Here is a 12,376-nt window from a genome sequence, read left to right as displayed (position 1 = left end):
GCGGACGCCAGCGCGTGCCTGGGAGGTACCTCTGCCCCGCGTGCTGGCGCAAGATCCCCGGCGGCACCCGGCGCTCCCTGAACCAGCGCGACAGCCGCGCTATGGCCCGACTGCGCGAGCTGCACTCGCAGCTGGTGGCCGGTGTGCCGCTCGGCGAGATCGAGGTGTCGCCGTGACGCGCGCCGAGTACGCCCGCTCCGCTGCCCTGTGGCTCCTCGGGATCGGACTCCTGTCCCTCGCCACCCTCTACGCCCAGATGGCCCTGTGGCCCCTCTCGGCCGCTCTCGCCCTCGGGGCGGTCCTCTGCGTCAACACCGCGCTGTACGTCCATCACGCGGCCAGCGAGCGGGCCGCATGGGCCCAACAGGCGGCGCAGCTGGGGCGGATGGTGCTGCTGCCCGAACTCGACGCGGCGGTCCCGGACTGCCCGTGCTGCCCGCCGGAGGGACGGTGACCGGCCAGCCCCCGCCCTGCCTGTGGGCCAACGAGGGCTGCTACTGGTCCGACGCAGACCAGTACTGCCTCTGCTTCGACGACGACCTCGACCCCGACATCCCACCCACCCGACCCATGGTCGACGTCCCAACCGGGGAGTACCTGTGACCGAGACCCAGCGGCGGTACACCGCCGACACCATCAACGACGCCGCCCTCGACGCGCTGTACGCCGAGCGAGACGTCCTCGCGTCCGACCTGGCCGAGCTGACCAAGGCGCGCCAGCACGGCGCGTTTACGTTCTGTGGACACAACGTCGGCCACGTCACCGTCGCCAAGCTGGCAACGAAGATCGCCGAGAAGCGCGAGGCGCTGGCGCAACGCGCCGAAGCCGTCGAGTACGCCCGCCGCATGGAGTCCGAGCGGAACCAGTACCTCGCCCGGCTGACGGAAGCCGCGCAGCTCGCCGCCGAAGAGCGCGACCGCGCGCACGCTGCCGAGATCGCCGTCGCCCGGCTCCTCGCCTGGTGCGACGAGCTCGACGCAACCATGCGGAAGATCACACTTGAACCGACCGCACAGCACCCCGTAGCCGTCCTCATCCGCCACCACCTCGCTGATCCGGCGGCCGACTCGTGAGCCGCCGCCGTTACCGGCCCACCCGCGCCCGCGCCTGCACCGGCAAGCAAGCCCACGCCGACAGGGGCGCCGCCCTCGCGCAGCTCCACTCGCTGAAGCGCGCCGACGCCGCTGTACGCATGGCGCCCTACGCGTGTCCGTTCTGCAGCCTGTGGCACATCGGCCACCGGCCAGGCAGCAGAAGCCGCAGCTGAACACACGCGAGGGGCGCGCCTCTTCGACCTCCCCAGGCCAGGCGCGCCCCATCCGGTGCGATCACCGTACCGCCCCACGCACCCGGAGCACACGATGACCACCACCCGCGCCGCCCTCTACCTCCTCGCCCTCCGCTGGGCCGACCTCGCCAACACGCTCGGCACCCCGAGCTCCCACGCCTGGTACGGCACCGGCATCCGCGCCCACCTCGCCGAGGCCGAGAGCACCGACCGGGACGACGCGGCAGCCCTCCGCGCCCTGGAGCGCTCCCCCGAGCAGATCGGCGCCCGGCCCACCCCCATGCGCCTCGACGTGTACGAGGCGATGCAGGAGATCACCCTCGACATGCGCGAGTGCGCCGACGTCCTCGCCACCCGCATCCAGGTCGCGCCCATCGTCGCCGCGCCCTACGGGCTCGTCCTCCCGCCGGCCAAGGCCGCCCGCCGTGCTGCCGAGGCAGCCCGGGACGCTGCCGACCCGCGCCGGTGGCCGATCGGCGCCCCACTCCCCATGGAGACCGCCACGGCCTGGATCGCGGCGCGGGTCAGCGGCGCGCCGGGCCCGTTCCGGTTCCTCGACCACCGCGACCACGAGATCGTCTGCGGCTACCTGCGGACCGCCCTGTGGCGGGCAGAGCAGGCCCTCGACCGGGGCGTACACGTCTCGCTCACGCTGGCCCAGCCGTGCCCGCAGTGCGGCGGCCAGGTCACCATGCGAGGCGTCCGGGCGGCCTGCGGCGGATGCCGGGCCTCGTGGACCGCGGGCCCCGTCGCCGCGTAGGGCAGCGCAGAGCCCCCGCCCATCCTCGGGCGGGGGCTCGGGTGTGCGCGGCTACTCCTCGACTGGCGGTCGCATCAGATCCGTGCGCTGCCCCTGCCGGGACCTCCGCGTGGCGAAGTACGGCCGGGCAAGCCGGTAGTCCACCGCCTTCGACCGGCCGATGGGGACCACCGGCGGGAAATCCGGATCAGTCTCGGCGATCTTCGAGACGCGCTGATGGGTGATCCTCTCGACCACCCCGTCCGCGACCAATCGCCGCGCCAGCTCACGAAACGACACCATGTCTGGCCCTCCTTCGGGCTCGGCCATGGGCACCATCTTCCCTGACCTCATTGCCATATGGCAACGAGGTCACTACCGTGGGTCGGGCAACAACAAAGCCCCCGGCCGGAGTTGCAGCTCCATATGGCCGGGGGTGCCCACCCCCAGCGATCACAGGAGCAGGCGACATGGAGCCTACCCAGCGCACCATCCCCGAGGCACCCCCCGCACAGGCCGTGACCACCGCGCTCACCGCCATCGCTGACCGCCTCACCCGCGTCCGGCCCTCCGCGCCCATGACCGAGGACACCCGCCTCGCCCGTGCCTGCGCGCAGAGCGTCGAACAGTTCGGCTTCGGCCCTGCGGCGGAGACGCTGGAGCGTCAGCTCCTCGCGGTCATGCCGCGCGTCGGCGCGCCGATCACCCGCGCCGAGTACGCCCTGCGCCTCCGCAAGATCCCGGTCCCGGGCGGCCCCCGATGATCCAGCCCACGGCCACCGCCGCCCGCTGACCCGCCGACCGACCCGGCCGCCAGCACACCGGCGGCCGGGCCACCCCTGGAGCACCTTCATGAAGCGCCTCGACGCCTCAACGGCTCTCGCCGCCGGCGCCGCCCTCGTCACCGTCGCCCTCACCGCAGCCGCGTTCTGGCTTTCCTACGAGCACCTGCACGACATCGCTGGCCTCAACGGGCTCACCGGTTCCCGCGCATGGGCGTGGCCCGCCACCATCGACCTGTTCATCGTCGCGGGGGAGCTGCTCGTCCTGCGCGCCTCGCTGCGCGGTGCAGTCGACTGGTGGGCAGTCGCACTCGCTGCAGTCGGCTCCCTCGGCTCCATCGCACTCAACGTCGCCGGAGTCGGCCGGGGCGCATCCGTCCTCGAATACGTCGTCGCAGCCATCCCGCCCACGGCTGCACTGATCGCATTCGGCGCACTCATGCGGCAAGTGCACGAAGCTCTGCGCGCACCGAGCGCGACTGCGCACGTCGCCGAGCCTGCATCCGTGACGTTCGAGCGGGCCGCCGCCGAAGCTGTCGACCTTGCCCTGCCGGATGCACCGCCACTGCCCGCACTCCCGCCCGCAGCGGGGGCCGCAACCGCAGCCGAATGCGCATCCGTTGCAGACCAGCCCGCTACCGACGTTGCCGAGCTCCACACCCCCGATGCCGACGCCGAGCTGCTCGCATCCGCACTCGCAATCAACGCAGCCGCGCTCGCCGAGACCGGCCGACCCGCCTCGCTACGCCAGCTTCAGGCCGAGCTACGCATCGGCCAGCGCCGAGCGCAGCGCATCCAAGCCGCCCTCCCGAGGAGTGCATGATGGCCGACCCGCAGCCGCTCACCGGCCGAGTGATCCCGGCGGGCACCCCGCTGCCCGTACCGGCTGCACCGCCCGCAGCCCCACCCCCGCCGCCGTTCGTCGCCGCACCCTGGCCGTGGCCCGACCCGCCCGCCCCGCAGCCCGGCCCCGTCGAGATGCGCATCGTCGTCGACGTCCTCCAGCGCGAGCAGGCGCCGCTCGTCGTGCCGCCCGCGCCGCCGCGCTGGGACTGGTCGTGGCTCACACGGCTGCTCGGCGTACGCACCCTCACCGCGGGTGCCGCCGCCGTCCTCCTGCCACTCCCGCCCGACGGACACGGGCCCGTCGCCACCTGGTCCACCGTGCTGGACACCTGCCGGACCGAGGCCAGCATCGGCGGGGCGTACGTCCTGGCGGGGCTCGGCCTCGGGATCGCCCTGCTCGTACACCAGCGCTCGCACGGCTGGTGGGCGCGCCTACTGCTCCTGACCGCCCTCATCGGCGGCACCGGCGCGATGGGCTGGTACGACCCGATCACCCTGGTCACGGGGGTGCGGCCATGAGGACCGGACTCACCTTCGCGGGCGCGCTCCTCGTGCTCGCGGTCGCCTACATCAACCTCCGCACCTGGTACCGAGGATCACGCGACCCCAAGGCGCTCATCCCCTTCGGCTCGAACTTCTTCCTCGGCGCCCTGGGCACCATGTGCTCCGGCGGGCTCCTCGGCTGGCTCACCGGCCACTCACCCGCGATCGCCAACCGGGCCGGAGCGAAGTCCGTCGGCGCGATCACCGGCGCCAGTGCGGCACAGCCCGTCGCCCCTGCACACCTCGGTGACCTCACCCCCGAGGGAGGCGGCGTGGTCTTCCTCGCCACCGTTGCTGCCATCCTCGCGTTCAAGGCGTACGGCAAGAACGACAAGAAGCGTTCGATCGGCGGCCTGTTCTGCGGCTCGGCGTTCTGCGTCACCGCTGCTGCAGCAAGCCTGCTCGACTGGCTGCCGGGCCTCGTCAACGAGAGCGGCGCCCAACTCGCCGCAGCCATCCAGGGGGCAGTGTGAGCCGCCTCGAACGCGCCGCGTCCCGCCTCGTGCGCGGCGCCGCGCTCCTCGCCCGCCGTATCACCGACCGCGCTGCCGCGTGGGTGCGCGCCGGGCGCCGCCGGGATCTCACCGGATGGCAGGCCGAGCTCGGCGTCTGGCTCCGCGCCGCACTGCTCCTCGCCGGACTGTGGATCCTGTGGCGGATCATCCGCGCCGCGCCCGCCGTCCTGTGGGGACTGGTCGTGCTCCTCAGCGTCGCCGCGTGGCGCTCCGGCCGACCACTGCGCCCCGGCCCGGCACCCGCGGCTGCCGCCGTCGAGGAGCCCCTGCCCGAGGCAGAGAAGGGGGCGCCGCCGGTCATCTCCGACACCGAGCTGTACGACCTGATCCGGGAGGTCGCCGGGCGCGGGAAAGGCGCCCACCTCTCCACCCTCGCCGAGCGGCTCACCGCGACCACCGGTCGGGGCTGGACCACGGCCGACGTACGGGCCGCCCTCGACCGGGCGCAGGTGCCCGTGTCCGGCAGCGTCCGGGGCGCCGACCGCCGGGTGTCCACCGGGGTGCGTCTCGACGCCCTCCCCGACCCCTCTCCGGCCCCGCCTGTAGCCGGGCCCGTAGCTGTAGTTGATGCAGGTCAGGATCCAGCTACAGGCGCAGCTACAACTACAGCTACAGCCGAGCTACGCGAGGTCGCGGGGGTGCGGATGGAGATCCGTAACGACCCCGAGCAGCCCGCGCGCACGCACGTCCGAGTGATCAAAGCGGGCCGCCGCACGGCTACCCCGGACTCCAGGAGGGCCAGTGGTCCGTCATGACGACTGGCTCCGGATCTACGACAGCAGCCCCGTGGCCGACGTCAACACCAGCGCGCCGTACCGCAAGGAGACCAGCTACGACGGGGCCACGTGGGAGTTCCCGCGCGAGATGACGGGCGAGCATTTGCGGCTCGACATGACGGAAGCCCTCATCGCCGGTTGCTCGGTGGAATGCCGCGACGGCGCGGTGATCATCCAGAGCCCTTACCCCGTCGGCGGGTTGATCCGCTACACGCCGACCCACTGACCCCGGGGCGGCCGACAGCTGCCAGGCATCCCGGCCGCCCCGGTCCCTATCCCACACACGAGACAGGACCGTCATCATGGCACTGCGCAAGACCATGCCCGCAGCCCCCGAGACCCGCCCCGACCCGAAGCACGAGACGACCTACCAGGCGAGCAGGGGCGGGCACTACCCGCCGCAGGACAAGCCGGTACCGGGCAAGCCGCGCACCACGTAGTTGCATCACGGACGATCAGGCCCCATCATGGGCCGCAGATCCGGCGTGCCCGGAAACAGAAGCCCCGCCACCGCGCGGGGCTTTGCCGTGTCAGGCGCCAGGCCCCCGACGCCACGGCCGACCCTCACCGCCAGGCCGCAGCACCACATCCGGATCCGGACCCGTCCGCCGACGCCGAGACGTCGCCGCCACCGCGCCCACGATCAGACACGCGGCCGGTAGCAGCAGCCACCACCAGCCCTTGATCACTGCGGCGAACACCAGCACCATCCCCGCAGCGAACACCCCGACCGCCGCGCCCGACTCACGCTCCGCCATCACAACCCCCTTGAGCTCAGGGCGCACACGGTACGGACGGGAGGACGCCATGCCCAGACGTACAGCGTGGAAGGTGTGCTCGACACCCGGCTGCCCTGAGTTCACGGACCAGGGTGGCCGCTGCCCCGAGCACCGAGCCGAGGCAGAACAGCGACGCGGCACCGCACGCCAACGCGGATACGGACGCGGACACGAACGCCGCTTCCGGCCCGGTGTCCTCGCACGAGACCCGGCCTGCGTCTGCACTGAGCAGGGCCACGCGCACAGCTCACCGTGCGGCCAGCCCTCCAAGCACGCAGACCACTGGCCCCTCGACCGACGCGAGCTCGTCGCACGCGGCCTCGACCCCGACGACCCGCAGCACGGACGCGGACTCTGCGGCCCATGCCACAGCAGCCACACCGCCAGCGCACAGCCCGGAGGATGGAACCAGTGAGCGACGCACGAGTCGTACTGCTCAAGCCCGGTGACGTGCTCGTCCTCGGCAACCTCGGCTCGATCGACACAGCAACCGCGCTCAAGGCCATGGAGGAGATCAAGACCACCCTCCGCCTGGCAGGCGTCGCCGCGTTCCAGGGTGACATCGACCTCGCTGCGGTCGCCGGGCCCCAGTCGATCTCCGGGCCAGACACGACCGGCGCACTCGGCCCTCCAGAGTCACCAGCCGAGCCACTGACCACGGCACCGGACACCAGTAGCTCAGAGTGACGATCCTGGCCGCCACCCAGGGGGGAGACCCCCGACCATGATCGCCGCCAGGACCGCCGGGGAGGTGGCTCCCAGGTTTGCCGGGTTCAGAGCCCCGGTGATCATGCTCCGCCGCCACGCAAGGTGACGGCATTGACGCCGCGCAACGCGGCCATCCGAGGTGATCAACATGCCGAAAGGCGGTGCACGTTCGAGGTCCGGCCCGGCGCCCGACCCCGAGGCGCTGCGACGCGAGCGCGACGCCGGCGAGTGGACGATCCTGCCCGCTGAGGGACACGAGGGTGCAACGCCCGAGTGGCCGCTCACTGAGCAGACCGACCGCGAGGCCGAACTGTGGGAACGGCTCTGGGGGATGCCCCAGGCGTTCATGTGGGAGAGGTGCAGCCAGGAGATCGAGGTGGCGCTGTACGTGCGGCGACTGGCTGAGGCGGAGTCTCCGGACGCCTCGGTGGCGGTGGGCACGCTGGTGAGGCAGATGTCCGACAGCCTTGGGCTGACCACGCCTGGCATGCGGGCGAACCGGTGGCGTATCGAGCGGCCCGCCGAGGACGACGAGACAGCAGCAAGCTCTACACCGACCATCGCGCCGACTTCGGCGCGTGCCCGGTTGAGGGCGGTGGCCGGTGGTAGCGGCTGACGACGGCACCTGGTCGCTCGGCTTCCCCACCCTGTTCGTCGTCCCGGACTGGATCACCCGGCACTGCCGACTCCAGTCGGTCGGCGGCATCGACCCGGAGCCGAAGCCGTTCGAGATGTACGACTGGCAGCTGCGGATCACGGCCAACCTCTACCGGGTCAAGCCGGAAGCACGGCTCGGCCAGCTGTCGACGGCGTTCCACTACCGGCGGGTGCAGGCGGTCGCCCCGCAGAAGTCCGGCAAGGGCCCGTGGGCAGCGTCCATCGTGGCCGCTGAGGGCGTCGGCCCGGTCCTGTTCAACGGGTGGGCACGCGGCGGCGAGCGTTACCGCTGCTCGGATCACCGTTGCGGCTGCGGCTGGGTGTACGAGTACGAGCCCGGCGAGCCGATGGGGCGGCCGTGGAACAAGCCGTTGATCCAGATCACGGCGACGTCCGAGGACCAGACTGACAACACGTACCGGCCGCTTCAGGAGATGATCCGCAACGGGCCGCTGTCGGAGATCATGCGGGTGGGCGAGCAGTTCATCCGCCTTCCGAACGACGGCCGCATCGACGTCGTCACAGCCAGCGCTCAGAGCCGCCTCGGCAACCCGATCACGTTCGCCGCCCAGGATGAGACGGGCATCTGGAACGACAACAACGGCATGACCAAGGTCGCCACGACGCAACGGCGTGGCCTGGGCGGCATGTCAGGGCGCTCGCTGGAGCAGACGAACGCCTGGGACCCGACAGAGACCTCCGTTGCCCAGAAGACGGCGGAGACCAAGGTCAAGGACGTCTACCGGTACCACCGGCTCCCGCCGAAAGACCTGGACTACGCGAAGAAGCCCGAGCGACGGAAGATCCACACCGCTGTGTACGCGGGCAGCCACCACGTCGACCTTGACGCCATCGAGGGCGACGCCGCCGAGCTGATGGAGAAAGAGCCGGCGGAAGCTGAGCGCTTCTACGGCAACCGGATCGTCGCCGGTATGGGCACCTGGATGCCGCAAGACCGCTGGGACGCCCGGGCCGCCCTGGAGACCGTGGCCGACGGCTCGACCATCGTTCTCGGCTTCGATGGCAGTGACGTGGACGACTGGACGGGCCTGCGGGCGGAGACGCTGGACGGCTACCAGTTCACGCCGACCTACGGCGACGGCCTGCCGTGCATCTGGGATCCGGAGGACTGGGACGGCCAGGTGCCGCGGCTGGAGGTCGACGCCGCGGTGGATGAGCTGATGGGGCGCTTCAACGTGGTGCGCATGTACTGCGACCCGCCGTACTGGACCAGCGAGGTCGCGGCCTGGCAGGCCCGCTACGGCGAGAAGCGCGTGACCGAGTGGCAGACGTACCGCGTAGTGCAGATGCACGCGGCATGCGAGCAGCTGCTGACGGACGTCACCAAGAAGGACAGCACGTTCCGGCACGACGGCTGCGAGACCACGTCCATCCATGTCCGCAACGCCCGCAAGGCCGCGCGGCCCATGAAACGGTACGTGCTCCGCAAGGCGACCGCCTCTCTGAAGATCGACGTTGCCGTCATCTCGGTCATCGCTCATGAGGCCGCCAACGACGCCATCGCCGCCGGACTCGCGAAGCCCCGGAAGCCGTCTCGAATGCTCGTACTGGGATAGAGGGAGGTGCACAGCGGTGGACCTCACCGAAGAGGAATGGGCGACGTACCTGTCTCGCTGCCACGATGCGGAGCTCCAGGAGCTCCAGCAGCTGAACAACTACTACGAGGGCAAGCAGCCTCTGTCCTACATGCACCCGGAGCTGCTGAAGGAGATCGGCGACCAGATCAAGCAGGTCGTCATCAACTGGCCGCGCCTGGTGGTCGATGCCGTTGAGGAGCGGCTCGACGTCGAGGGGTTCCGCTATCCGGGGTCCGACACCGCCGACAAGGAGCTGTGGCGGATCTGGCAGGCCAACGGCATGGACGAGAAGTCGCAGCAGGCGCACGTCGATGCGCTGGGCATGAAGCGGTCATTCCTCATCGTCGGCACGAACGCGAACGACTCCGGCACGCCGCTGGTAACGGCGGAGTCGCCACTTCAGATGCACGTCGACTACGACCCGGGCACACGCCAGGTCCGGGCTGGCCTGAAGCGCTGGAACGAGATCGACCCGTACACCGCAGCCACCCGAGACCGGTACGCCACGCTGTACCGGCCAAACGCGACGGTGCACTTCAAGTCGGCCGGACCGGGCACCTGGACGGTCATCGACCGCGACGACCACATGGTGGGCGACCCGTTGGTGGCGGTCCTTCCGAACCGGGGGCGGCTGCTGCTGCCGGGCGGCGCGAGCGAGCTGGCCGACGTGCTGCCGATCTCGGATGCCGCCTGCAAGATCGCCACGGACATGATGGTGTCCGCCGAGTACCACGCGATGCCGAGAAGGGTCGCGTTCGGCTTCGACGAGGAGGACTTCACCGACAAGGACGGCAACCGGGTCTCCGTGTGGTCGCGCCTGGCCGGCCGGATCTGGGCCACGGCCAAGGGCCGCAAGGAGGACGGCGCCGACGTCATCCAGTTCCCCGAGGCGCAGCTGGCGAACTTCCACCAGACAATCGAGCTGCTGGCGCGCGTGACGGCCGCACTGGCCGCACTGCCTCCGAACTACCTGGGCCTGGCCGCCGACGATGCGGCGAGCGCGGACGCGATCCGCTCCCGGGAGACTCGGCTGGTCAAGCACTGCGAGCGGAAGCACAAGCCGTTCGGCGGTGGCTACGAGCGGATGAACCGGCTCATCATGCGGATCCTGGAGGGCGGGTGGGACCCGAAGTTGCTCCAGTTGGAGACGCTGTGGCGGGACCCGTCGACCCCCACGTTCGCGCAGAAGGCGGACGCGGCGGTCAAGTTGCACGCGGAGGGGATCGTGCCGACCGAGCAGGTCCGCGAGGACCTGGGCTACACCGCCGGGCAGCGGGAGCGCATGCGGCAGATGGATGTGGATGCGCTGGACCGGGCGGTCGGTGGCGATCTGGCGGCCGGGTTCGGGCCGAAGCCGGGCGCCGTGGCCGATCCGTCGGCACCGGTCCCTACGGTGTAGCCGATGGTCTCCGCAGAGACGCGGGACATCGCTCTCGATCAGTACCGGCGTCAGCAACGCATCACGCGGCGGGCCGCGAACCGGGTTCAGGAGCTGTGGCGGCGGATCGACCGCGGGGACCTGACCGGGTCGTGGCAGCAGCTGGCGCCGCTCCTCGTGCAGGCGGTCGTCGAGGCGCAGACGGCGTCGGCGTCGCTGGCGGACTCCTATGTGGAGGCGGTGGCGGACGCGGAGGGGGCATCGGGCTCGGCGGTGGGCCGGGTCGTTCCCTCCGCGTTTGCGGGTATCGCCTCGGACGGGCGTCCGCTGCTGTCGCTGCTCTACCAACCGCTCATCAGCTGGAAAGCGGGGATGCTGGCCGGGCAGTCGATGCAGGACGCCGCCCGGTCGTCCCTGGCCCGTGCCTTGATGATCACGTCGACGCAGGCGGCGGACGCCGGGCGCGGTGCGACGGGCGCCGCTATGGCGGGGCGCCGCACGATCCAGGGCTATGTGCGGGTGGTGCAGCCCCCGGCGTGCGCGCGCTGCATCATCCTGGCCGGGAAGGAGTTCGGGTGGAACTCGGGCTTCCAGCGGCATCCGCGCTGTGACTGCATCCACCTGCCGACCACGCTGATCGCGCGCCGCCAGGACCGGCGCGGGTTCATCGACCCGCAGTCCTACTTCAACCAGCTCAGCCGCGCCGAGCAGGACCGCATCTTCACCGCGGCCGGGGCTCGCGCGGTCCGAGACGGCGCGGACCTGGCCAGCGTCGTCAACGCGCGGCGCGGCATGTACACCGCGGACACCTTCGGCCGACAGCTGGCTGCGACCCGCGAGGGCACGACCGTGCGTGGCGAGTTCTTCCGCTCCGAGCGGCGCCGTGACATCGCGCGCGGCCGGGTGCCTGCCAACATCGGCCGCCAGTACCGGCTCCGCACCCCGCGGCTCATGCCCGAAGAGATCTACCGGATCTCCGAGAGCCGGGACGCGGCGGTCGCGATGCTGCGGCGCTTCGGCTACCTGACCTGACCCGGGCGCAACGCTCGGGTCCCGACTCCTGCAACGGGAGCACCTGATGAGCACACCCCCCGACCCGGCCACCCCGCCGACCCCAGCGCCCACAACCGGGCCGCCCCCCGCCACCGACCCGCCGCCCCCTGCGCCAGCCGGGCCCGACCCGGCCACCCCGCCAGCCCCGACCGATGATGATCCGCCGCTCGGACCTGCCGGGGAGAAGGCGCTGGCGGAGTGGAAGCGACGGGCGAAGGAGGCGGAGGAGACCCAGAAGTCTCAGGCCGCGAAGCTGCAGGAGTTCGAGGACGCACAGAAGAGCGAGGCGGAGAAGCTCGCCGATCGGGCGGCGGCCGCCGAGGACCGCGCGACCAAGGCGACCCGCATGGCGGTGGCCGCGAGGGTTGAGGCCCTGGCGGCCAAGACGTTCGAGGACCCCGAGGACGCGATCGGCGCGCTGGACCCGTCGAGGTTCATCGACGCGGACGGCAACATCGATAGGGACGCCATCCAGGCCGAGCTCGCCGCGCTCTTGGAGCGCAAGCCGCATTGGGGCAAAGCGACCGGCCCGCGGCAGCCGAAGCCTGATCCGGCGCAGGGCCCCCGCCCTGACGGGAAGCCGGGCGACGTTGAGACGCAGATTCGCGAGGCGCAGGCCAAGGGCGACTGGCGGACCGTCGTCTCTCTCCAGAACCAGAAGCTCGCCAACCTCAAATGACCATCCGGGCAGGCATAGAGGCCGCGCCCAAGGCA

Annotated in this window: 21 protein-coding genes; 18 read left to right on the top strand and 3 right to left on the bottom strand. The window is 71.4% G+C overall.

Translation table 11 applies throughout. The features are described from left to right. The first annotated feature begins 14 nt into the window (after positions 1–14). The 5 genes from ACZ499_RS07150 (at position 15) to ACZ499_RS07130 (ending at position 2,048) form a co-directional block, all read left to right on the top strand. A complete protein-coding gene (locus ACZ499_RS07150; RefSeq protein WP_468673104.1) occupies positions 15–176 on the top strand; it encodes a hypothetical protein in 162 nt (53 codons plus the stop codon). Next, positions 173–454, top strand: a complete 282-nt coding sequence (locus ACZ499_RS07145; RefSeq protein ID WP_468673103.1) for a hypothetical protein — start codon at positions 173–175, stop codon at positions 452–454. Before ACZ499_RS07150 ends, ACZ499_RS07145 begins: the two co-directional genes overlap by 4 nt. Continuing rightward, positions 451–603 carry a hypothetical protein gene (locus ACZ499_RS07140; RefSeq protein ID WP_468673102.1) on the top strand — a complete coding sequence of 51 codons (153 nt, stop codon included), beginning with the start codon at positions 451–453 and terminating at the stop codon, positions 601–603. Before ACZ499_RS07145 ends, ACZ499_RS07140 begins: the two co-directional genes overlap by 4 nt. Beyond that, the gene (locus ACZ499_RS07135) at positions 600–1,073 is read left to right on the top strand and encodes a hypothetical protein (RefSeq protein WP_468673101.1); all 474 of its coding nucleotides are present in this window, start codon (positions 600–602) and stop codon (positions 1,071–1,073) included. Before ACZ499_RS07140 ends, ACZ499_RS07135 begins: the two co-directional genes overlap by 4 nt. Positions 1,074–1,361: 288 nt before the next feature. Next, positions 1,362–2,048 (top strand): hypothetical protein, encoded by a 687-nt coding sequence (locus tag ACZ499_RS07130; protein WP_468673100.1) that lies wholly within the window; start codon positions 1,362–1,364, stop codon positions 2,046–2,048. Between the two features lie 51 nt (positions 2,049–2,099). Here the strand turns inward: ACZ499_RS07130 and ACZ499_RS07125 are convergent, their stop codons facing one another. Beyond that, positions 2,100–2,330, bottom strand: a complete 231-nt coding sequence (locus tag ACZ499_RS07125; protein ID WP_468673099.1) for a hypothetical protein — start codon at positions 2,328–2,330, stop codon at positions 2,100–2,102. Positions 2,331–2,497: 167 nt separating this feature from the next. On the opposite strand from ACZ499_RS07125, the gene ACZ499_RS07120 reads away from it, so the two are divergent. From ACZ499_RS07120 to ACZ499_RS07090, 7 genes are all read left to right on the top strand, one after another. Beyond that, a complete protein-coding gene (locus ACZ499_RS07120; RefSeq protein ID WP_468673098.1) occupies positions 2,498–2,791 on the top strand; it encodes a hypothetical protein in 294 nt (97 codons plus the stop codon). 88 nt (positions 2,792–2,879) lie between these two features. Further along, positions 2,880–3,632 carry a DUF2637 domain-containing protein gene (locus tag ACZ499_RS07115; RefSeq protein WP_468673097.1) on the top strand — a complete coding sequence of 251 codons (753 nt, stop codon included), beginning with the start codon at positions 2,880–2,882 and terminating at the stop codon, positions 3,630–3,632. Then, the gene (locus ACZ499_RS07110; protein ID WP_468673096.1) at positions 3,632–4,174 is read left to right on the top strand and encodes a hypothetical protein; all 543 of its coding nucleotides are present in this window, start codon (positions 3,632–3,634) and stop codon (positions 4,172–4,174) included. Before ACZ499_RS07115 ends, ACZ499_RS07110 begins: the two co-directional genes overlap by 1 nt. Then, positions 4,171–4,671 (top strand): hypothetical protein, encoded by a 501-nt coding sequence (locus ACZ499_RS07105; RefSeq protein WP_468673095.1) that lies wholly within the window; start codon positions 4,171–4,173, stop codon positions 4,669–4,671. Before ACZ499_RS07110 ends, ACZ499_RS07105 begins: the two co-directional genes overlap by 4 nt. Further along, on the top strand, positions 4,668–5,468 hold the full coding sequence (locus tag ACZ499_RS07100) for a hypothetical protein (protein ID WP_468673094.1): 801 nt from the start codon (positions 4,668–4,670) through the stop codon (positions 5,466–5,468). The genes ACZ499_RS07105 and ACZ499_RS07100 overlap by 4 nt, the downstream gene beginning before the upstream one ends. Further along, positions 5,455–5,715, top strand: coding sequence for a hypothetical protein (locus ACZ499_RS07095; RefSeq protein ID WP_468673093.1), 261 nt, complete (start codon positions 5,455–5,457; stop codon positions 5,713–5,715). The genes ACZ499_RS07100 and ACZ499_RS07095 overlap by 14 nt, the downstream gene beginning before the upstream one ends. A 76-nt stretch (positions 5,716–5,791) precedes the next feature. After that, positions 5,792–5,929 carry a hypothetical protein gene (locus tag ACZ499_RS07090; RefSeq protein WP_468673092.1) on the top strand — a complete coding sequence of 46 codons (138 nt, stop codon included), beginning with the start codon at positions 5,792–5,794 and terminating at the stop codon, positions 5,927–5,929. Positions 5,930–6,019: 90 nt separating this feature from the next. On the opposite strand, the gene ACZ499_RS07085 is transcribed toward ACZ499_RS07090, so the two are convergent. Continuing rightward, the gene (locus ACZ499_RS07085) at positions 6,020–6,247 is read right to left on the bottom strand and encodes a hypothetical protein (protein ID WP_468673091.1); all 228 of its coding nucleotides are present in this window, start codon (positions 6,245–6,247) and stop codon (positions 6,020–6,022) included. A gap of 268 nt (positions 6,248–6,515) precedes the next feature. Next, positions 6,516–6,647: a hypothetical protein gene (locus tag ACZ499_RS07080; protein ID WP_468673090.1), complete on the bottom strand. Its 132-nt coding sequence runs from the start codon at positions 6,645–6,647 to the stop codon at positions 6,516–6,518. A 32-nt stretch (positions 6,648–6,679) separates the two neighbouring features. Here ACZ499_RS07080 and ACZ499_RS07075 point away from each other — a divergent pair, with 32 nt between their 5' ends. The 6 genes from ACZ499_RS07075 (at position 6,680) to ACZ499_RS07050 (ending at position 12,341) form a co-directional block, all read left to right on the top strand. Further along, positions 6,680–6,955, top strand: coding sequence for a hypothetical protein (locus ACZ499_RS07075; protein ID WP_468673089.1), 276 nt, complete (start codon positions 6,680–6,682; stop codon positions 6,953–6,955). Between the two features lie 169 nt (positions 6,956–7,124). Beyond that, positions 7,125–7,592: a hypothetical protein gene (locus ACZ499_RS07070; protein WP_468673088.1), complete on the top strand. Its 468-nt coding sequence runs from the start codon at positions 7,125–7,127 to the stop codon at positions 7,590–7,592. After that, complete coding sequence (locus ACZ499_RS07065; protein ID WP_468673087.1) at positions 7,579–9,210, top strand: hypothetical protein; 1,632 nt, start codon at positions 7,579–7,581, stop codon at positions 9,208–9,210. The genes ACZ499_RS07070 and ACZ499_RS07065 overlap by 14 nt, the downstream gene beginning before the upstream one ends. Before the next feature lie 16 nt (positions 9,211–9,226). Beyond that, positions 9,227–10,630, top strand: a complete 1,404-nt coding sequence (locus ACZ499_RS07060; protein ID WP_468673086.1) for a phage portal protein — start codon at positions 9,227–9,229, stop codon at positions 10,628–10,630. Between the two features lie 3 nt (positions 10,631–10,633). Next, complete coding sequence (locus ACZ499_RS07055) at positions 10,634–11,641, top strand: VG15 protein (RefSeq protein WP_468673085.1); 1,008 nt, start codon at positions 10,634–10,636, stop codon at positions 11,639–11,641. 46 nt (positions 11,642–11,687) lie between these two features. Then, the gene (locus tag ACZ499_RS07050; protein ID WP_468673084.1) at positions 11,688–12,341 is read left to right on the top strand and encodes a hypothetical protein; all 654 of its coding nucleotides are present in this window, start codon (positions 11,688–11,690) and stop codon (positions 12,339–12,341) included. Positions 12,342–12,376: the final 35 nt, after the last annotated feature.

It is taken from the genome of Streptomyces sp. NPDC031265, from assembly GCF_055570295.1.
Note: the sequence above shows the minus strand (reverse complement) of the source record. Positions and strands in the feature narration are given on the sequence as shown.